This is a genomic window from Clostridium sp. LIBA-8841, assembly GCF_057782475.1.
Window position 1 is genome coordinate 3,061,681 of record NZ_CM173488.1, and the last position, 20,941, is coordinate 3,082,621.

Genomic DNA, 20,941 nt, shown 5'->3' on the forward strand with positions numbered 1-20,941 from the left:
ATCATAAAAAGCAAATGAAATTATTTATTTTTTTGTAAATTATTGTATTAAATTGTAATTAATAAAAAGACGTTAATACTGGTCTTAGCCAATATTTAACGTCTCTAAAAAACCTTTAAATTTATTACTATTTCTTACCTCAATTAGATCATTATCCTTATTTATATATTTAACAAAATCAGGATATAATTCAACTGCCTTAATCAAATCATTTGTAGCATCATCTAAATCTTTTCCTAAAATAGCCTTAAAACAACTCCTATTGTAATATAAGAAATGATTTTCTGGATTAAATCTTAAACCTAATGATAATATATCTATTCCTTTTTCAATATTATTCTCTTCTTTATATATTACAGCTAAATTTAAAAATGTATAAGCATATCCAAAATTCTTCTTTATTGATTTTTCATAAAACTTCTTAGCCTTATCATAAACATTTAGCCTCTTATATATTACTCCCATATTAAATAGTGCTAAATAATGTTCTCCATCTATCTGAAGTGCTTTAGAAAACATTCTATATGCTTCTTGAAGCATATCTTGCTCTTCATATATTGATCCTAAATTTGTATATGCCCAAAAATCTTCAGGACAAACTTCTATTGTTTTTTTATAATACTCTATAGCACCTTCCTTATCTCCAACATTATCTAATGAATTTGCTAAAAAGAATATAGCTCTATCATATACTGAATTTATATCAATAGCTTTTTTATATAATTCTATAGCTTTTCTATAATTTTCTTTTTCATCATATATTACAGCTAAACCATAATAAGCTCTAAATTCACAATTATTTATACTTAAAGCCTCTTCATATTTTTCTTTAGCTTTCTCAGTATCACCTAATTCATCTAACATTAAAGCTATACTTATTATTAAATCAATATCCTTTTCTTCCCCTAAAAGCTCCTCTGCTCTTAAATAATAATTTAATGCCTTTATTAAATTACCTTCATCATGTGCTTTATCGCCACTACGTATATAATTATCTATAACTCTATAATCATTATCCATATCTTCTCCTATTTTTTAATCTATTTATATTAATCTATTATATCAAATTTTTTTTAATTTATAGAAATTAAAAAAGGAGGTATCAATCTTTTGATACGCTCCCATTAAAACTCTAATTTATTATATATATCTTTTAAATATTTTTCAACATCCATGCAATGGTATCTTCCATAACATCTATTTTATTTTTTTCATTTAACATTTCATGTCTACCATTTTCATATAGTTTATACTGAACATTTTTTACTCCGAACTCTTTTAATTTATCTCTTAAGTTAATTATACCTTTCCCAAAATTACCAACTGGATCTTTATCACCAGCAAAAATATATATAGGCATTTCTTTATTTATTTTACTCATATTTTCAACTTTATGTATGCTTCTTAACCCTCTTAATAGATCATAATAGAATGAACTTGAACATATAAATCCATATCTTTCATTATCTATATATTTGTCCACTTCTTCCTCTACACTACAAAGCCAATCAAAGCTGGTTCTACATGGTTTAAAATTTTTATTAAAACCTCCGAAAATTAAGCTATCCATTAATTTGCTTTTATGCTTTTTCCCCTTTAACTTACTTTCTATTTTAGCTATTACTTCTCCAATAGGAGCTAATTTGTCTGGCTCTCCATTAGTTCCTGATAAAATTAACATATCTACTAAATCATTATACTTTTGAACTAATCTTTGACTTATAAATGAACCCATACTATGACCAAAGAGTATTATTTTATATCCTTTATGTTTTTCCTTAGAATTTTCTATTAGTATTTTGGCATCCTCAACCATCCATTCAAAGCCTTCATCATCAGCAATATATCCTAAAGAATCCAATTCCTTTGCAGTAAAGCCATGCCCTCTATGATCATGAGAATAAACTAAAAAACCTTCCTCAACAAGTCTTTCTGCAAACTCATCATACCTAATTGCATCTTCTGTCATTCCATGTAATATGTGCACCACCGCTTTGAACTCTTTACCATCACTCCATTTATATCCTTGTAATTCTAATCCTTCACTATCTTTAAATGCAAAACTTTCTCTCAATTTCATCAGCTCCCCTTTTAGACTATATAGTTTAAAAATCTTCTTATGTATAAGATACTACTTAATTCCGCTCCCTTAAACAACTAACTTTATTAATTTACTATTTTTTAAAAATTATTAATATCTCGTTGATAAGTTTTTTCTTTCTGCATATTCTTCAAACTTATTCTTCCAAACTAAAGCTCTCTTTTTATCCATCTTAAAAAGATAATTTAAAAATCTATCTAGTTCATTTCTTTTATAAAGCCCTTTAAAAAGATGTCTTGGATAAGATACTCTCTTCTTATAATTATTTTTAGGATCTATTATTTTAAGTGTATAGTCATTTTGTATATATATATCTTTACATCTTATATCAATTCTCTTAAATCCTAGTTTTTCAAAGTCCAAAATCATTAAATATAGTTCTTTACATAAACTTTCATCTAAACTATTTCTTCTTAAGTATTTATCTAAGCGAATTCCTTCAACATATTCTCTAACAATATATCCTTCCTTAGATTCATACATTTTAGGGAAAAATCTAGATTTTCCAACTCTTTTTAAAATACTACTTTCATCATTCCAAACAGTAACTCTTCTAAATATTTTTATAACCTTATTTTCTTCAAGCAAAAATACTACTCCGTTATGTCCTTCTCCTAAAAATGAACCCTCTCTTAAAGATTTTTCTAATGTATAGCTTAAATTTTTAAGACTATAATCAAAGTTTTTGCTCATTTTACCCCTCTTATTAATAAGTGCTTAATACTATATTATACATTTAATAAAATAAAAAATGACTAATTTCTATAATTAGAAATTAGTCATTTGGTGCAGATAGCGGGACTTGAACCCGCACACCCTTAGAGCAATACCCCCTCAAGAGCCTTATTAAATAATTCTTTATCTCCAATATAATTTGCTATTAAAGCTACATTAGAATATATTGATGGTGATTCAACCTGTGATGTTGCTTTTCCACTCTTTGAATCATAAGTAGCTACTAAAAATCCATCCTTTTTAAATTTTTCTTTTATCCAATTAATAGATGCATCTTCATTTTCTCCAACTTCAATTCTATTTAAAATTACTATTGTAGATAATAATAAATCAATATTTTTATCTTCATCATATTTTTGAGTTTCCTCATAAAATACTTTTCTGTATAAAGGCAAGTTCTCTGATATTCTTCCATTCTCTATTATTGAATTAGATTTTTCATAAATGCGTTCCCATTTCCTATCAACTTGACTTAATAATTTCATAGTTGGCAAATCTAAATAGCATAAAGTCGTTGTATTTCCTTTTCCGTAATTATCTATATAATCTACTAATGTTCCATTTTCTTCTGCATGTTTTAATAAAGAATTACCAATGTTTATGGCATAAAACTTATAGTAAAAGTTTCCCCATCTGTTATTTGCTAAAAGAAGTGCCTTTATTATTCTAAGCTCATCTATTGTTGCAGAAGAAGGAGAGTTTTCACTTCCATCTTTTCTCCAACTTATAAGTCCATTTTTTAATCGCATATCTTTAACTATATCAAAATGCTCATCAAATAGCTCTTGATTATTAGCATTTACTGCATAAAGCATCATAAGTCCTTCTGATTCTGATAAAACTGAATGACCTTTAGTTATATCACCTTCAGAACTCTTATCTAAATAATTTGTATAGATTCCATATCCAGATTCGCTTAAATCATTCTCTATAAAATCAAACAACATTTTTTCCTGTGGTGGATTAAAATTATCATTCCAATCTACTGTCATATGTACTGGTTTTAAATATTCTCTATTTAAAAATAATACTCCTATAGCTATTATTACTATTACACATATAGCTATTCCCCGTTTTTTCAAAATATCACCTCCAAAATTAGCGGTAACATATTAAAAATATAATACCTAAAATACTAAGAATCTTTATATTATTTCTATGTATATTAAAAAACATACATATAGGTCACTTAAGTATAAAGTGACCTATATATATTATAATAAACATTTACTTTTTTTACATATTTATCAGTTTCTTTAAATGGTATGTAAGTAAGATTTTTTCCATCATTAGAATGCTCATTACTACTTAACCATTCTTGAACCCGCCCTCTACCAGCATTATAAGCCGCAATTACGAGATCCCAATTATTAAACTCTTCATGAAGATTGTTTAAATACCAACATCCAAACCTTATATTAACCTCAGGTTCTGACAATAAGTCAGTATTAAAATCAATAATCCCTTGCTGTTCAGCTATCCATTTTCCAGTAGATGTGGTTATTTGCATAAGCCCTCTAGCGTCCTTATTTGATTTTGCCTCTTCATTAAAATTGCTTTCCGCCTTCATTACAGCTAGAACGAAATATGGATCCAAATCATATTCTTTACTATATCTCTCTACATAATTCATATACTTTAATGGAAATACAACATTTCGTAATATATATCCGCTCCCTAAAAACAACAAATATATGGCTAAAACAATTATTACTAGCCTTATAATTTTCTTCATATAACTCTCCTATTGATACAAAGTAAAAAACTCTAATAAATCATCAATTTGTTCCTTTGTCTTCATTAAATTACCACTATTATCAATTATTAAGTTAGAATACTCTTTCTTCTTCTCAAGACTTAACTGAGAATTTATTCTATTTATAGCTTCACCCTTACTCAACTTATCCCTAAAGCCTATTCTTTCTATTTGACTATTTTTATCTACCCAAACTAAAACAACCATATCCATATCTTTATGCATATTATTTTCTATTAGAGTTGCCCCATCTATTACTACTAACTTAGTACCTAATCTTTCATATTCATCAAGCTTCATAGCAATCTCATCTTTTATATATGGCATTATTATTTCTTCATATTTTAGTCTTTCCTTAGGAAATCTAAATATGTGGTTACCAAATTCTCTTCTTCTAAAGTCACCTCTCCAATCAAAGAAATGATCTCCAAAAGTAACTCTTACCCTTAAAAGTATATCAGGGTATTTTTCTAATACTTCTCTCGCAATAATATCTGCATCTATAACTGGTATTCCTGTATCCTTTATCATAGAGGAAATCGTACTTTTACCTGAACATATTCCTCCTGTAAGGCCTACTTTAATCATAGAATTAGTACCCCCTTATTTTAATTTGTACCAATCTTCTCCAATATTAACATCAACATCTAATGGTACACTTAATTTAATCGTATTTTCCATTTCTTCTTTAAGAAGTTTTTTGACAACCTCTAATTCTCCTGGAACAACATTTATTATAAGTTCATCATGTACTTGTAATATTAATCTACTATTTAAGTTTAATTCTCTTATTTTATTATAAACATTTACCATAGCAAGCTTTATTATATCTGCTGCTGTTCCTTGTATTGGAGCATTCATAGCAAGTCTTTCTCCTAAAGCTTTTACTATTTTATTTGAAGCATTTACTTCTGGTATGTATCTTCTTCTATTTAACATAGTTAATACATATCCCTTTGTTTTTGCTTCTTCAATAACATTTGAAATATACTCTTGTATTTTAGGATATCTTTCAAAATATATATCCATGTATTCTTTAGCTTCTTTTCTTGAAATATTTAAATCTTGTGAAAGACTAAAATCACTAATTCCATATACTATACCAAAGTTTACGGCCTTAGCTCTACTTCTCATTAATGATGTTACTTCCTCAACTGGAACCTTAAATACTTCTGAAGCTGTTTTAGTGTGTATATCTGAGTGGTGATTAAATGCATTTATCATATTTTCATCCCCTGAAATATGAGCTAGTACTCTAAGTTCTATTTGTGAGTAGTCAGCTGATATTAATAGGTCACCTTCTTCTTTTGGTATAAATACCTTTCTTATTTCTCTACCCATTTCATATTTTATAGGTATATTTTGAAGGTTAGGCTCTGTTGATGAAAGTCTACCTGTAGTAGTTACTGTTTGATTAAATGTTGAATGTATAGAGCCATCTGTATCTATAACAGCTTTTAATCCTTCAACATAAGTTGAATATATCTTTGAAAGCTGTCTAAAATATGTTATTTTTTCTATTATAGGATGTTTGTCCTTTAGCTTTTCTAAAACTTCTGCATTTGTTGAATACCCAGTTTTAGTTTTCTTTATAACTGGTAAATCTAACTTTTCAAATAATATTTTACCTAATTGCTTTGGAGAATTTATGTTAAATTCTTCTTCAGAAAGTTCAAATATCTCCTTTTGAGTCTCCTCTATTTCTCTTTTGAACTTAATAGATAACTCATCTAAAATATCCTTATTTACTTTAAATCCTATTGATTCCATAGAAGATAAAACTGTTTCTAAAGGAAGCTCCATGCCATACATTAATTCTTCCATTTTTTCTTCTTCTATTTTTTTCTTTAGAACTAAAGTTAGATCTTTCATAAATGAAATTCCAACTAAATCTTCTTCTCCTTCTTTTATATTAGGGAATTTTGAAAGATAATTATTTATTAGTGATAAAAGATTATATTCTCCTTTAGATGAATCTATTAAATATGCTGCTAGTTCACAATCAAAAGCTAATCCTTTAACTTCTATTCCTAATTTTCTTAAAGCAGTTAAAGCATTTTTTATGCTATAGCCATTCTTTAATATCTCTTCATTCTCAAAGAATTCCTTAAATAATTTAGTATTGTTTTCTTCCTTAACTAATTCTTTAAAGCTAATTGAATAATTTTTACCATCATAATTAATAAATATTTTATCGATTTCTAGAGTAGAATACTTTTCTTTATTTAAGTAAGTAAAGTTAATGTATACTTCACCCTTTATATTTTTAAGTAAAGCATCTAATTCTTTACGCTCCTCTATATTAGTGATTTTAACTTCTATTTCTGGCTCTTCCTCTTCTCCATTTGATAATTTATCTAAGATTGATTTCATTTGAAGCTTTGTGAATAAAGCCTTTAATTCATCTTTATTATAGTCATCCTTAGATTTAATCTCATCTAAGTCAAAATCTATAGGAACATTAGTCATAATAGTAGCTAACTTCTTAGAGAATATAGCCTGTTCACTATATTCAGTTAAATTTTCTTTTAACTTTTTACCACTTATGTTATCTATATTTTCTAAAACGGCCTCTACTGAGCCATACTCTTTAATAAGTTTAAATGCTGTTTTTTCTCCGACTCCTGGTACTCCTGGAATATTATCTGACTTATCTCCCATAAGACCTTTAACATCTATAAATTGAGTAGGAGTTACCCCATATTCTTCTACCATTCTGTCATAGTTATAAACTTCCACCTCAGAAACACCTTTTTTAGTTATGCACACATTTATATCTTTTGATGCTAATTGAAGTGCATCTTTATCCCCAGTCATAACATAAACTTCTATTCCTTCATCCTCAGCAAACTTAGCTAAACTTCCTATTATATCATCTGCCTCAAATCCATCTAACTCATATGTTGTTATTGAAAATAATTTTAGCATTTCCTTAACAATAGGAAACTGCTCTGCTAATTCAGGAGGCATTTTCTTTCTACCAGCCTTATAATCCTCATACTCTAAATGTCTAAACGTTGGTGCTTTCTTATCAAAAGTACAAACTATATAATCTGGTTTTATATCATCTCTCATTTTGAAAAGCATATTTGTAAAACCATAAATGGCATTTGTATGAGTTCCCTCACTATTACTTAATAAGGGCACCGCATAAAAGGCTCTATTTAAAAGACTGTTACCGTCTAATATTAATAATCTTTTCATTCTAATCCTCCAATATATTCTATTGATCTAATAAAAAACTTTATCCCCAATAAATTCTACTTCTAATCTATTATATAAAAAGTGGTTAAAATAAAATTATAAATGGTATGACAAGAATATCTAGATAAATTTTTAATGAAGCCTAGTAATTCTCAGAATATATTTATAATTTTATTTTTAAAGTTTTTAAACAATCGTCTCTTTTAATGATTTTTCCCATTAGTTCTAATAATATTAACATACTTTAGAAAATACTTAAATCTAATTCTTCAGATAAATCCTTAATTACATGTGTTCCTGCTATACTATTTCCTTTGTCATCTAAAGAAGGTCCAAAGATTCCTATTCCCATTCTTCTTGGAACGGCAGCCATTATTCCGCCACCAACTCCACTCTTAGCTGGAATTCCTATATGTACTGCAAATTTACCTGAATCATCATACATACCACAAGTAACCATTATAGTTTTTATTATTCTACATATTTCTCTAGATATTACTCTTTCTCCGTTCCAAGGTAATACCCCATCATTAGCAAGCATAGCTCCCATTCTTGCTAAATCCTTAGCATTAACCTCTAAAGAACATTGCTTAAAATATAAATCTAATATATCATCTATATTTCCCTCTATAACTCCGTTACTTTTCATAAAATATGCCAATGCTCTATTTCTATCACCAGTTTCTTTTTCTGATAAATAAACATCTTCATTTAATTCTATAGTATCGTTTCCTGTTACTTTTCTAGTAAACTCTAAAATTCTATTAAATTTTTCTTCTTCTGTATCCCCTTCTATTAAAGATGTTGTTAAGATTGCTCCTGAATTAACCATTGGGTTAAAAGGCTTTTTAGAAGGTTTTCTCTCTAAACTTACTATACTATTGAAACTATCTCCAGTTGGCTCAACACCTACCCTAGAAAACACTCTATCTTTTCCATTATCTAAAATTGCAAGCATTAAAGTTATGACTTTTGATATACTCTGAATAGTAAATTTCTTCTCATAATCTCCTGCTCCTACCTCTTTTCCATCAAGAGTAACTATATATATACCTAAATCTTCTTTATTTGCTTTTTCTAACTCTGGAATATATGATGCTAATTTTCCATGTTCTACATACTGTCTATTATTTTCTATTAAACTCTCAAGAAAATTTTTCACTTTAGTTCGCTCCTTAGTCTAAAATTTATAGTGTAATAACTTAATAATTAATATATAAACATTATAACATTTTAAACTAATTATTATAAATTTTTTCATATACTTTTGATACTTATCTCTAATATAATAAAAAACTTTAACAACTTATTTTTTTCCTAGTTAAATAACTCATATCTTAAGCAACTTTTATTAAACCTCACTCATAGAATATAATAAAAAGCTTTGAGGTTTGTTATTATGAATATAAATAATCTTAATATACTAATGGAATATTTAAACACTGTTCCAATGAAAGAATATAAAAAAAATCTTACTTTTTTAGGTGAAGGAATTGCAAGAAAAGTTTTTGCTTTAAATAAAAATTTAGTTATAAAGGTAGCTAAAAATGAAGATGGCTTACACCAAAACTTTGTTGAAGCATATGTTTTCAAAAATGCTCCTTATAAGCTTAAACGCTATTTATGTCCGGTATTACTTTATGATAAAAGAATTCTAATCATGCCTAGGGCAGAAATTTTTCCCTATGTAAAAAGAAACTCTTTTGTTGATTTAAAGGAATTAAGAGAAGAAGACTCTGTTGAAGATGATATAAGTACACTTGGAGATAAATATTTTCTTTTTAAAGAAGACTTATATGTCCATAGTTCTTGGGGAATTGTAGATGATAATTATTATTTAATTGATTATGGCTGTACTTCTGAAGATGGAGACCTATATTATTACTCTCTTATGAAAATAAAAGGACTTTTATAAAATAATATTTCTTACTCAATTGTTTTATAATTTTTAGTGCATTATAATAATAGTAAGAATTTGTAAAGAAAGGTCTGATATTATGAACACATTTGAAAGTATGTTAGAGAATTATGCAAAACTAGCTACTCACATAGGAGTAAATGTCCAAGAAGGGCAAACCCTTGTTATATCTTCTCCTGTAGAATGTGTAGATTTCACAAGAATGCTTGTTAAATCTGCTTATGAAAAAGGAGCAAAAGATGTTGTTGTTCAATGGAATGATGAAATATGTGGTAAGCTAAAATACGAGTACTCTCCCTTAGAAGTTTTTGAAAGCTTTCCTGATTGGATGAAAGAATCAAGGCTAAGCTATGCTAAAGAAGGAGCTTGTTTCTTAAATATATCTGCCTCTGATCCAGAACTTTTAAAAAATATAGATCCCTCTAAAATAGCAGCTTTTAGAAAATCTTCAAGCACAGCTTTAAGAGAATTCAGTGAACTTTTAATGAGCAATAAAAACGCTTGGTCAATAGTATCTATTCCAACTAAAGCTTGGGCTAAAAAAGTTTTCCCTGATCTATCAGAAAAAGAAGCTGTAGATAAATTATGGAATGAAATTTTCAAAATAGTTAGAGTTGATAAATCTAATCCTGTTGAAGCTTGGAATAAACATAAAGAAACTTTAAAGTACCATATGGATTATTTAAATAAAAAGAATTTAAAATCTCTTCATTTTGAAAATTCACTTGGAACTGATTTAACTATAGAATTACCTGAAAATCATCTTTGGGCTGGCGGAGCTGAATATACTCAAGGCGGAGTTGAATTCATAGCTAATATGCCTACTGAAGAAGTATTCTCTATGCCTTCTAAATTTGGAGTTAATGGAACAGTATTTAGTTCTAAACCTTTAAACTATGGTGGAAACTTAATTGATAACTTCTCAGTTACTTTTAAAGACGGAAAAGTTGTTGATTTCTCAGCTGAAGAAGGATATGAAACTTTAAAACACCTTTTAGATACTGATGAAGGAGCTAAATATTTAGGAGAAGTTGCTCTTGTTCCTTATGATTCTCCTATATCAAACTCAGGAATAATCTTCTTCAACACTCTATATGATGAAAATGCATCATGTCATCTAGCTTTTGGTAAAGCATATTCTCTTTGCTTAAAAAATGGAGAAAACATGACTAATGAAGAACTTGAAAAAGCAGGTGCTAATGACTCACTAACTCATGTAGACTTTATGATAGGCACTAAAGACTTAAAAATCACAGGTTTAACTCATGATAATGTTGAAGTTCCTGTATTCAAAAATGGTAACTGGGCATTTTAAGTAAATTTTTTAAATAAAAAGCAGAGAGTAGTTTATTTAACTTCATAAACTACCCTCTGCTTTTTTTGTATATTTAAGTATTCTATCTACATAAAAAATCTCTAAAGGAATATCCTTTAGAGATTTTAAATTGTTTATAATAAACTTTTATTTATTTCCTTTAGAATCAAAGTATATTCTATGAAGTTTTTTTCCATTTACAATTGTTGCAAATCCATTAGAATACATTTGTAAGAATTCACCTTCATATTTATACTCTTTTCCGTTCTTAATATCTTTAACTAAATTTTGACTTGATTCTAAAACATATATTTCTCCATCTTCACCTATATATATGTCTTTTAAATCTAAGGTCTGTTCTAAAGGTATCTTATTCCAACTATCAATTGGCTTTTCAACATCACCATAAACTATCTTAAATACCTTGTCCTCTTTCACTTCACCAAAGTACACATTTCCAGTTTCATCAACCCCTAAAAGTCTAACTTTATATGATGGATTAATACCTAACTTTTTATTTGGTTGTGTAAGATATATTCCAGATCCCTTTTCACTATCATATACCAATCTATCTGCTCTTGGCATTATTTCAATATTTCCTGGTGTTTCTGTTACTAAACTTACATCAGTTACATCATCATTGTTATCTATTCTCTTAACTATAGATTCTTTTGTATCCTCATTAGTAAACTTAATATATATAACTCCGGTCTTAGTCGATGCCGTTATTTCACTAACTTTATAAGCTGAGTTTACATTTCCAATTTCAATTTTCTTAGTTTTATTGGTATCCACATCAACAGAATATAAATTTACTGTATTATGTCTATTATTATCTTTAGTAGCTGTAGTTACAAGCAATCTATTTCTATCTCTAAGCCAAGTATAATATGATGCTTTTTCGTTTTCTAAATCCACATTAACTTCTTCTTCTTTAATTGTATCAAATACCTTAAGATCTTGATTTTTATTAAAATATGCTACATATTCTCCATCATAAGATATTTTCTTATCTAACATATCACTTGGTAACTTTACATCCTTATTTTCCTTTGTATGCTGACTAGCTATATCTATTGCTTTTACATTTACATTAGAATTCAACTTAAAGTAAAATTTATCAAAAACAAATAAAACCAAGCATTGTAAAATTATAGACAAAAGTCCCCACTTTATAAACAGCTTCAATTTATTCATAAAACTCTCCTTTGTTATTTTACTATCACAGCTGAAGGAATAGATCTTTCCCCTACATTAGATGCTGGATTATTTACAAGTTTTCCATTTAAATACATTGTGGTTGATTTACCACCATCAAGGTTTATAGCCGTAACAACATCACAAGTATTTAACAATACCTCTTGCAATTCTTTTAAAGTTGCTCCACCACTTGTTAAGCTTCTACCGTCAATAACTAACATTACTATTGCTCCATCGGCTCTTTGTCCAATAGCTGTTCTTGGTGCAACTCCCCATCCGCCATCACCTTTCATAGGTGTAGGTTCTCCATCTTTGACTAAAACTGGTCCAAAGCTTACAGCTTCTTGGACATCTAATTCCTTAAGATCATTTACTGAATACATGCCAGCAATCATTTTTCCTGATTTAGTTATTCCGACTAGCTCAATTTTTTTATCATCTGGAACATCTTTATATACAACTTTACCTTCAGACATAACTATACCTGCTGGAGTTCCTCCATTACCAGTCCACTGTGCTGTACTAGATTTATCCGTAAAGGCTCCTCCATTTATAGCTGCAACAGCATTATTTTCTTTTGCTATTTCTGAAGTAGTTTGTCCTTCTTGTCCAAGATATTTTGAAACCCCTATTTTTACTCTAGTAGGATCTTTTACTACAATATAGTATCCACTATATTTAAAGTTATCAAAAGAGTATAATTCTATACTATTATCATGTTTAGTTGGCAGATTAACACTTGTTTTAGCATTTTTATAACTTGCACTTGTCTCTTCAACATTAGAGTTTAATATCTCGTTAATTTTTTCATTTGATAAAAATGTAGTTGCCATCCATTGATGGCTAAAACTTGTCATGGCTGCCCCTACATATGTTCTCTTAGCATTTTGAAACGGTCCATATAAAAGTATAAAAGGTGCTGTAATAGCAGTAAAGATTAATTCAAAAGCAATAAACATTGCTAAGGTCTTCCACTTCTTTTTACTTCTCCTCTTTTTTCTATTATCTTTCCCCATTGCTCCTCCTTAATTTAAAATAATCCATTTTCATTTGTAACCAAAACCAATTTACCCGTACACTTTGTTCTTTTTTACAGTATCACTTATCCATTATACATTATTTTTTATACAATATTATTACAAAGTTTTATCTTTATACAAATTTCTCTACTAAATTTTCATATTTTTTTAAAATAAAAAGCTCATGAACCTTCCATAAGCTTTCAAAATTACAATATATTCCATTTTATAAATTAAATTTTCTTTCATCATATCCTAAGAACAAAACAAAAAATATAACTTGTATAACCTCAAATATCTTCTTCATTTGTTTCAACTCCTTTTAATATCTTACAAAATAATTATATATTTATTAGATATGTAATCATATTTTTCTAGATTACAAATTACTTTCAAATTTGTAATCTCCTCTATTAGATATATCCAATAAACTCAAATTAATACTGTAAGATAAAAGGCAATTAGGAAATAAATAACTAGTGTATTTTTTATATTTTTTTGTAAAATAAAAAACACTAGGTTATTTACCTAAGTGTTTTCAAAATACGAGATAAGTCTATAAGCCGAGTTCTGTATTCGACAATCATCTATCTAGGCCTACCGTTGCCGATAGGCTCAAGCGACACACCCGAGGACGGGACGGGCAGCCCCTATATGTCCTCCTATTTGGTCTTGCTCCGAATGGGGTTTACATAGCAGTATAGTCACCTATACACTGGTGAGCTCTTACCTCACCTTTCCACCCTTACCTAGATAAATCTAGGCGGTTTATTTCTGTTGCACTATCCTTAGAGTCACCTCCACTGGACGTTATCCAGCATCCTGCCCTATGGAGCTCGGACTTTCCTCTCCTAGTTCTAAGACTAGCAGCGATTGTCTGGCTTACTCGCAAGATTAATATTAACATATAAAATTATTTTTTTCAAATTATTTTTTTTACCATTTACTACAAATAACAGCAATAGCTATTATTGCAATGAGAATAAAAGCTAGAGGTATTCCTATTTGACTCATTATTAATAATGTTAAAATTGCTCCTACAGCAGCCCATTTTAAAGCATTCTTAATGCTATTATTCTTCTTTACTCTTCCACAGTTACAACGATTTCTTTTAAAATTTTTAATCAATTTACAAAAATCATCTTTTAAGTCTTTAAAACAATCATTATTAGAATTTTTTCTTGAATTTGACCCCATAATATTCAATCCTAAGTATTATTTATACATTATTATATGAAAAATCACCTACTTTATCCATAAAGCAGGCGATTTTTTTCTTTATTTGAAGCTATTAATTAATTCTAATCTCCAACTCCAAAATCAGTATTTTCAAATAATACTTCTATGTTATTATTATTTTTCTTTAAGAATGAATACTCATTCTCAAACCATTTTATAAGTTCTTCATCTCTTTTAAAATTAGTTGTATTCTCAGTCCATATATTAACTGTTCCATACTCAAAATTATTTAAAAGAATTTCCATATCTCTTTTTATCATCTCTTTGGTTTGTCCTTTTATACCAACCATTAAGCATATTGATTTGAAATATTTTTTTATTTCTTCTACATCTTTAAATCTAGCATTTTTATTTAAAACATCATTTCTAAATTCATCATCAAAGGTTTCTATTCCTGTCTTAAATATTATAGGAACTCCGAAATATTCTTCTATTTCCTTTAATCTATTTCTATAACACCAATGTGCCTCAAAAAAAATCTTCTTAATATTCTTTTTTATAACAATCTCTTTTATATCTTCTAATGTTTCCTTTGGAAGTTCAAAGACACTTCCTGAATTTATAACTTCTAAAACTCCATAAATTCCTTTGACCTTACTAAGTACTTCTTTATTTAACTTAATTATTTCCTCAGTATTTTTTGAGTTATCTTCTATGTAATCACAAAAGGCACATTTTCCCCATACACAAGGAAAAGATTTTAAAAGAACTATTTCTCTATTATTTTTATTATCTATAACATTATATCTATCCAATTCTTTCATCTCCAATTATTCATTCTGTGCTCTTAATAAAATATTCTTAGGTAATCTTCTTACAACTTGCACCATTATTAAAACAGCTACTAACTTATCACAATAGTCTGTTAAGAATTGAGTTATAAAAGCACTAACTACAGGGTTAACCCCTAAATTATTTAAAATCACTATTATGTAACTAGATCCTGAAGAAGTTATTCCTCCAAATATATAGGCTGTTAGAACAGCTCCAGTAAAACTTACAAATATAGTCATTATAAGTACACTTAAAAATATTTTTTTCCCCTTCATAAGACCTTTATCATAAAAATATCCTGCAAAAAATCCAGTAAATATTTGAACTGGTGCAAAATATAAAGAATATATATCAAATGTTATTCCACTAACTACACTTCCTAATATACCTGTAGCTACTCCATAAGCTGGTCCTAGTACAAATCCAACCATTATTGTACCTAAAGAATCTAAATAAATTGGTAACCTTAAATTTAAAGCTATAAAAGCACCTATTATATTTAAAGCTATTCCAATTCCCACTATTGTTAATTTTAAACTTTTTGAACTTCTCATCTTAATATCCCCCTATTAAACACCATATTTTTCGTTATTAATTACATTTTTAATATCCTCTTTATGATGAAGGAATATTTTACTTAGAAAACTAAGCATAAATTCTTTACTATTTACTTTTTCTAAAACAAAAACATTTTTTCTCTTTTTATAAAAATCTGCAACATCTACAAGGCTTTGTCCCATAGCTATATCCTCACAAGCTACATCTACATAAGCCTTGAAACCTTCACAAAGGTTTCTATTTACAAAATATTCTACAGCTAATGGATCATTTATAACACAACCAAGAGTTCTCTCTTGAGCCCAATGAAAATCAACATAAAATCTAGTAATATCACATATAAAATCACCAACTTCATCTTTAAATTGATGTATAATCTCTCTTAAATTTGGTGTTAAAACTATCTCTCTCGTAACATCTAAACCAACCATGGTGAACTCGCCATTAAACTGATTTAAGAATTCCTTTGCTCCATGAGGATCTACCCAGTAATTGAACTCCGCTACTGGAGAACAATTCCCATGACTTTTATAAGCTCCTCCCATTGAAACAATCTCTTTAACTCTATGAAAAACCTCTGAATTTTTTCTTATAGCCATGCACAGATTTGTTAAGGGTCCCAAAGCTATTATGCTAATATTCTCCTCATTTTTTAAGGTATTCAAAATAAAATCTACGGCCCCTTCTCTAATATACTCCTCAGAAATTTCTGGAATGAAAGTTTCTCCTAAACCATCTTCTCCATGAGTATCCTGAGCTGTTACAAGTTCTCTTTTAATAGGAGTACTCTCCCCTAAATAAACAGGTATATCTAATCTATTCAAAAGCTTAAGTACCTTTAAAGCATTTTTAGCTCCCTGTAGACTTTCAACATTACCTGATACAGTTGTTATACCTACGACCTCAATCTCTTCTGATTTTAATGCAAGAATAAGCGCTAAAGCGTCGTCTATTCCTGGATCACAATCAATAATCACCTTTCTCTTATACATTTTAAATTCCTCCCTTTGATTTAAATTAACCAAAAGGCACTGTTATTACTCTCAAAAACACTCCTTATTCCTTGTAAAATCTTTCTGAAAATAATAAAAAACTATATTACAGGCATACTAAAGAGTATAACTATCCTACAATACAGTTACAGTCCTAGTTTTTTATAGAGGGATGGTTACGAACCTCTACCAAGTGAACTTGGATTTTATTATAAAGCTATGTTTTATGTAAATATTGATTTTAAGATGATCTTACAGTTCTATCTAAAAATCAACACTTGTTTAAAACATGATCTATTATAAAATTTTAGGTATGGTGTATATTTCACCATACCTATTATATATCAAAATTATATAAATTCAAATGGATCTTTTGATTCTTTTGAAATAACAAATTCTACATCTGAATCTAATCTTTCTTTTACCTTTTCACTTACATTAATTAGAACAGGCCACTCTGAATTAAAATGTCCTATATCCAGTATATTAAGTCCCATCTCTTTATAATCTGAAACAAAGTGATATGTTGTATCTCCAGTTATTATTAAGTCTGCACCAAGCTTTTTTGCATCTCCAAAGAAATCTTGACCACTACCATTTACAATGGCAACCTTCTTAACAACTTCATTTAAATCTCCTGCATATCTTAAATTTTTAACTTCTAGAGAATTTTTAATATTCTCTACTATTTCAAGGACAGTCATTTCTTTATTTAATTCAACAACTCTTCCTATACCAGCCTCATTATCAAATTGATTTTTCTCCATTATAATACCTTTTTCAAAACCTAACATTTTTACTAAGGTATCATTTAATCCATCTTTAACAGAATCCCAATTGGTATGAGCTGAATAAAGATTTATATCATTTCTTATTAATTCTATAATTTTTCTTCCTAACAAAGTATCTGTTGTTATTGATTGAGGTTTTCTGAATAAAAGTGGGTGATGAGTTAAAATAAGCTCTGCTCCCATTTCCTTAGCCTCTCTAATAACCTCTTCAGTACAATCTAAAGCTAATAAAACCTTAGTTATATTTTTCTTTCTATCCCCAACCATAAGACCTACATTATCAAAGCCTTCTTTTAAATTAACTGGGGCTATATCCTCTATTATTTTTATAATGTCATCTAGTTTCATTATATCATCCCCTTAAGCTTATTTATCTTTTCTTCTAAATCAGCTTTTCTCTTTTTTGCAGCCTCTGTGTCATCCTTAATAAAGCTTAATATTGTTTCACATCTATTTATTTTTTCTTCAATAAATTCTTTGAATAATGGATGTTCTTTTTTTCTTAAAATAGGACTGATTTCATAATCTATTTCATCTTCAAAAATTAATTTTTCTGAATCCTCATTATATTTAACTTTAAATAGCTCATAAAATCTTCCCTCATCCTTAATTAAATCCTCATCTATTATTTCATAATTATTTTTATATAAGAACTCTCTTAAAACTTCTGGATTTTGAGCTGGTTGTAAAATTAGAAAATCATATTTCTTTACCTTTGGCATATCAGCTAATAATATATCTCTAGTTAAGTTTCCTCCCATACCAGCTAATATAACACCATCTACTTCTCCAAGCTTTAAAGGGTTAAGACCAGGCCCTAAAAGACACTTAACCTTATCACTAACTCCTTCAAAAGCAACATTAACCTTTGCTTTTTCTATAGGACCTTTATTTATATCTGAAGCTATAGCTTTTTCACATATTCCTTCTTTAACTAAATAAATTGGTATATATCCATGATCCGTACCAATGTCAGCTATACTTTCACATTTATCAACATGTTCTGCTATTCTTTTTAATCTTTTACTTAGTTCCATCCTATCCCACTTTCTACAAAAAATTTAATAGTGTTTGTATCTGAGAAACCAAAAACACCAATGATATTATTAAGGACACATAAATATATCTTTGAGCTAATTTTTTATCGTATTTAGCACAAAAATGACTTGCATAATAAATACATACTAACAAAATCATATTCATTATGCCATATATAATTTGCCTTACAGCAAAATCCTTTGCATTTCCAAAAGTACAAGGAATAAAATGTGCATTAAAGTCAATTGGCATTTTATCAGGCATAATCCCAGATAAATATAATATAGAAGGTATCAAAATAATTGCTAATATTATTAATGATGTTATTATAAATGGAATATAAAATCCCTTATCCTTTATTATTGCCCTTGCATTATTAATCTTTACCTTAAAACTTTCTTCTTTTATGCCTTTTGATATTATTAACTCTTTGAACTTTTCAAATTCATCTGGAGATAATCCATAACTTATCTCTTCAGTGTGTATGTATATAACCTTTTTCCCAGAAGTTACAAACATACGCGCAAGCCCTACATTATGAACAACACATCTACCAAAACAATATTTATGCTTTCCAAAACCAGATAATTTAAATCCATTTATAAACTTATCTTGTTCTAAAAAACCATTTACATCTTTAAAATTTATCCTAAGTTTTTTTAATCCTTTAAAACAGTTTATTTCAATGTAATCATCATTAACTTCATAAACTAAGGATAAATCCAGTAGAATATAATAAATGCATATAATACTGTAAACAAAGCTTGCTACTATTACTAGGTTTCTTTCTAAATAACCATTCATTATGTCATTTAGTATTGCTAACAATACATTTCCTAATAAGAAATATGCCAAAACTTCAAATACGCCTTGGCCTCTTCTAGCCTTAAATTTTGTCATTTACTACTTCACCTCATTGTAATTATATCATAAAATAAAGCTTTCTTCAGAACTCACTCTTCTCTATTCATATAGACTGTACATACTTTATATGAATAATAAAATTTATCTGCTCCTTCAATAAAATGAATTCTTTAAACTCTACCTCAAATTCTTTATAAATAAGATTGTATTTTAAACCAATGTTGATTTTAGATAGAACTGTAAGCCCATCTTAATAAGCAACTTAGAGTTTCATTATCTATGGAAATATAAAAAAAGATTAGTACCATAAAGGTACTAATCTAAATAATCTTTTAATTTTTTACTTCTACTTGGATGTCTTAACTTTCTTAAAGCTTTTGCTTCAATCTGTCTAATTCTCTCTCTAGTTACGTTGAATTCTTTACCAACTTCCTCAAGAGTTCTAGCTCTTCCATCATCTAATCCAAATCTTAGTCTTAATACTTTTTCTTCTCTAGGAGTTAAAGTATCTAAAACATTGATTAATTGCTCTTTTAACATTGTGAATGCAGCTGCTTCTGCTGGTGCTGGAGCATCATCATCAGGTATAAAGTCACCTAAATGTGAATCTTCCTCTTCACCTATTGGAGTTTCTAATGAAACTGGTTCTTGAGCTATTTTTAAGATTTCTCTTACCTTATCAACTGGCATATCCATTTGTTTTGATAATTCCTCTGGTAATGGATCTCTTCCTAACTCTTGAACTAATTGTCTTTGAATTCTTATAAGTTTGTTTATAGTTTCTACCATATGAACTGGTATTCTTATAGTTCTTGCTTGGTCAGCAATAGCTCTAGTTATCGCCTGTCTTATCCACCATGTAGCATATGTTGAGAACTTATATCCTTTTCTGTAGTCAAACTTTTCAACAGCCTTTATAAGACCTAAGTTACCTTCTTGTATAAGATCTAGGAATAACATTCCTCTACCAACATATCTTTTAGCTATACTTACAACAAGTCTTAAGTTAGCCTCTGCTAATTTTTTCTTAGCATAGTTGCTTCCTTCTTCTATTTTCTTAGCAAGTTCTATTTCATCCTCTGATGATAATAGTGGAACTTTACCTATTTCCTTTAAGTACATTCTTACTGGGTCATCAATAGCAATTCCCTCTGGAACAGAAAGATCTAATTCCTCTTCCTCTTCCTCTTCTTGCTCTATTTCACTTATTACCTCTATACCCATTGATTCTAGAACTTCATAGATTTTTTCTATTTGTTCTGGGTTTAATTCTATTTCATCAAGTTCATCCATTATCTCCTTGTAAGTCAATGAACCGCTTTTTTTCCCTTTATCTATAAGCCTTTTTACTAAGACCATTTTGTCAACTTTTTCTTTTACTTCTTTACCTTCACTTTTTTTCGCTTTTGTTGTTTTAGCTTTCATTTTATTACCTCC

Annotated in this window: 20 protein-coding genes, 1 other RNA gene and 1 riboswitch; of the genes, 2 read left to right on the forward strand and 19 right to left on the reverse strand. The window is 28.4% G+C overall.

Annotated elements, in window-relative coordinates; translation table 11 throughout:
* Nucleotides 1-84: 84 nt before the first annotated feature.
* From AC2A4K_RS13430 to glsA, 8 genes are all read right to left on the reverse strand, one after another.
* The gene (locus AC2A4K_RS13430; protein ID WP_322502997.1) at nt 85-1,020 is read right to left on the reverse strand and encodes a tetratricopeptide repeat protein; all 936 of its coding nucleotides are present in this window, start codon (nt 1,018-1,020) and stop codon (nt 85-87) included.
* Nucleotides 1,021-1,153: 133 nt separating this feature from the next.
* Nucleotides 1,154-2,074 carry an alpha/beta fold hydrolase gene (locus AC2A4K_RS13435; protein ID WP_322503254.1) on the reverse strand — a complete coding sequence of 307 codons (921 nt, stop codon included), beginning with the start codon at nt 2,072-2,074 and terminating at the stop codon, nt 1,154-1,156.
* A gap of 117 nt (nt 2,075-2,191) precedes the next feature.
* Complete coding sequence (locus AC2A4K_RS13440) at nt 2,192-2,794, reverse strand: hypothetical protein (protein WP_322502998.1); 603 nt, start codon at nt 2,792-2,794, stop codon at nt 2,192-2,194.
* Between the two features lie 125 nt (nt 2,795-2,919).
* Complete coding sequence (locus AC2A4K_RS13445) at nt 2,920-3,918, reverse strand: glycosyl hydrolase family 8 (RefSeq protein ID WP_488458830.1); 999 nt, start codon at nt 3,916-3,918, stop codon at nt 2,920-2,922.
* Nucleotides 3,919-4,025: 107 nt separating this feature from the next.
* Complete coding sequence (locus AC2A4K_RS13450; protein WP_322503000.1) at nt 4,026-4,571, reverse strand: lytic transglycosylase domain-containing protein; 546 nt, start codon at nt 4,569-4,571, stop codon at nt 4,026-4,028.
* A 9-nt stretch (nt 4,572-4,580) separates the two neighbouring features.
* The gene (coaE, locus tag AC2A4K_RS13455; protein ID WP_322503001.1) at nt 4,581-5,180 is read right to left on the reverse strand and encodes a dephospho-CoA kinase; all 600 of its coding nucleotides are present in this window, start codon (nt 5,178-5,180) and stop codon (nt 4,581-4,583) included.
* Between the two features lie 15 nt (nt 5,181-5,195).
* A complete protein-coding gene (polA, locus tag AC2A4K_RS13460) occupies nt 5,196-7,796 on the reverse strand; it encodes a DNA polymerase I (protein WP_322503002.1) in 2,601 nt (866 codons plus the stop codon).
* 244 nt (nt 7,797-8,040) lie between these two features.
* Nucleotides 8,041-8,958 carry a glutaminase A gene (glsA, locus tag AC2A4K_RS13465; RefSeq protein ID WP_322503003.1) on the reverse strand — a complete coding sequence of 306 codons (918 nt, stop codon included), beginning with the start codon at nt 8,956-8,958 and terminating at the stop codon, nt 8,041-8,043.
* Between the two features lie 237 nt (nt 8,959-9,195).
* Here glsA and AC2A4K_RS13470 point away from each other — a divergent pair, with 237 nt between their 5' ends.
* Nucleotides 9,196-9,711, forward strand: a complete 516-nt coding sequence (locus AC2A4K_RS13470) for a hypothetical protein (protein WP_322503004.1) — start codon at nt 9,196-9,198, stop codon at nt 9,709-9,711.
* Nucleotides 9,712-9,793: 82 nt separating this feature from the next.
* A complete protein-coding gene (locus AC2A4K_RS13475) occupies nt 9,794-11,029 on the forward strand; it encodes an aminopeptidase (protein WP_322503005.1) in 1,236 nt (411 codons plus the stop codon).
* 147 nt (nt 11,030-11,176) lie between these two features.
* Here the strand turns inward: AC2A4K_RS13475 and AC2A4K_RS13480 are convergent, their stop codons facing one another.
* The 11 genes from AC2A4K_RS13480 to rpoD all read right to left on the reverse strand — a co-directional run bounded on the left by AC2A4K_RS13480 (nt 11,177) and on the right by rpoD (nt 20,929).
* Nucleotides 11,177-12,226, reverse strand: a complete 1,050-nt coding sequence (locus tag AC2A4K_RS13480; protein WP_322503006.1) for a hypothetical protein — start codon at nt 12,224-12,226, stop codon at nt 11,177-11,179.
* Nucleotides 12,227-12,240: 14 nt separating this feature from the next.
* A complete protein-coding gene (locus AC2A4K_RS13485) occupies nt 12,241-13,245 on the reverse strand; it encodes a phosphodiester glycosidase family protein (RefSeq protein WP_322503007.1) in 1,005 nt (334 codons plus the stop codon).
* A gap of 545 nt (nt 13,246-13,790) precedes the next feature.
* An RNA gene (rnpB, locus tag AC2A4K_RS13490) (RNase P RNA component class A) lies at nt 13,791-14,137 on the reverse strand.
* Nucleotides 14,138-14,184: 47 nt separating this feature from the next.
* A complete protein-coding gene (locus AC2A4K_RS13495) occupies nt 14,185-14,445 on the reverse strand; it encodes a hypothetical protein (RefSeq protein WP_322503008.1) in 261 nt (86 codons plus the stop codon).
* Between the two features lie 104 nt (nt 14,446-14,549).
* The gene (locus AC2A4K_RS13500) at nt 14,550-15,242 is read right to left on the reverse strand and encodes a radical SAM protein (protein WP_322503009.1); all 693 of its coding nucleotides are present in this window, start codon (nt 15,240-15,242) and stop codon (nt 14,550-14,552) included.
* Between the two features lie 15 nt (nt 15,243-15,257).
* The gene (locus tag AC2A4K_RS13505; protein WP_322503010.1) at nt 15,258-15,815 is read right to left on the reverse strand and encodes an ECF transporter S component; all 558 of its coding nucleotides are present in this window, start codon (nt 15,813-15,815) and stop codon (nt 15,258-15,260) included.
* Nucleotides 15,816-15,830: 15 nt separating this feature from the next.
* Nucleotides 15,831-16,811: a nucleoside hydrolase gene (locus AC2A4K_RS13510; protein WP_322503011.1), complete on the reverse strand. Its 981-nt coding sequence runs from the start codon at nt 16,809-16,811 to the stop codon at nt 15,831-15,833.
* 148 nt (nt 16,812-16,959) lie between these two features.
* A riboswitch (PreQ1 riboswitch) is annotated at nt 16,960-17,004 on the reverse strand.
* 157 nt (nt 17,005-17,161) lie between these two features.
* Entirely contained in the window at nt 17,162-17,950 is a 789-nt protein-coding gene (locus tag AC2A4K_RS13515) for a Nif3-like dinuclear metal center hexameric protein (protein ID WP_322503012.1), read from the reverse strand.
* Nucleotides 17,950-18,639: a tRNA (adenine(22)-N(1))-methyltransferase gene (locus AC2A4K_RS13520; RefSeq protein ID WP_322503013.1), complete on the reverse strand. Its 690-nt coding sequence runs from the start codon at nt 18,637-18,639 to the stop codon at nt 17,950-17,952. Before AC2A4K_RS13520 ends, AC2A4K_RS13515 begins: the two co-directional genes overlap by 1 nt.
* A 13-nt stretch (nt 18,640-18,652) precedes the next feature.
* Nucleotides 18,653-19,540 (reverse strand): PH domain-containing protein, encoded by an 888-nt coding sequence (locus tag AC2A4K_RS13525; protein ID WP_322503014.1) that lies wholly within the window; start codon nt 19,538-19,540, stop codon nt 18,653-18,655.
* Between the two features lie 279 nt (nt 19,541-19,819).
* Nucleotides 19,820-20,929 (reverse strand): RNA polymerase sigma factor RpoD, encoded by a 1,110-nt coding sequence (gene rpoD, locus AC2A4K_RS13530; RefSeq protein ID WP_322503015.1) that lies wholly within the window; start codon nt 20,927-20,929, stop codon nt 19,820-19,822.
* Nucleotides 20,930-20,941 lie beyond the last annotated feature (12 nt).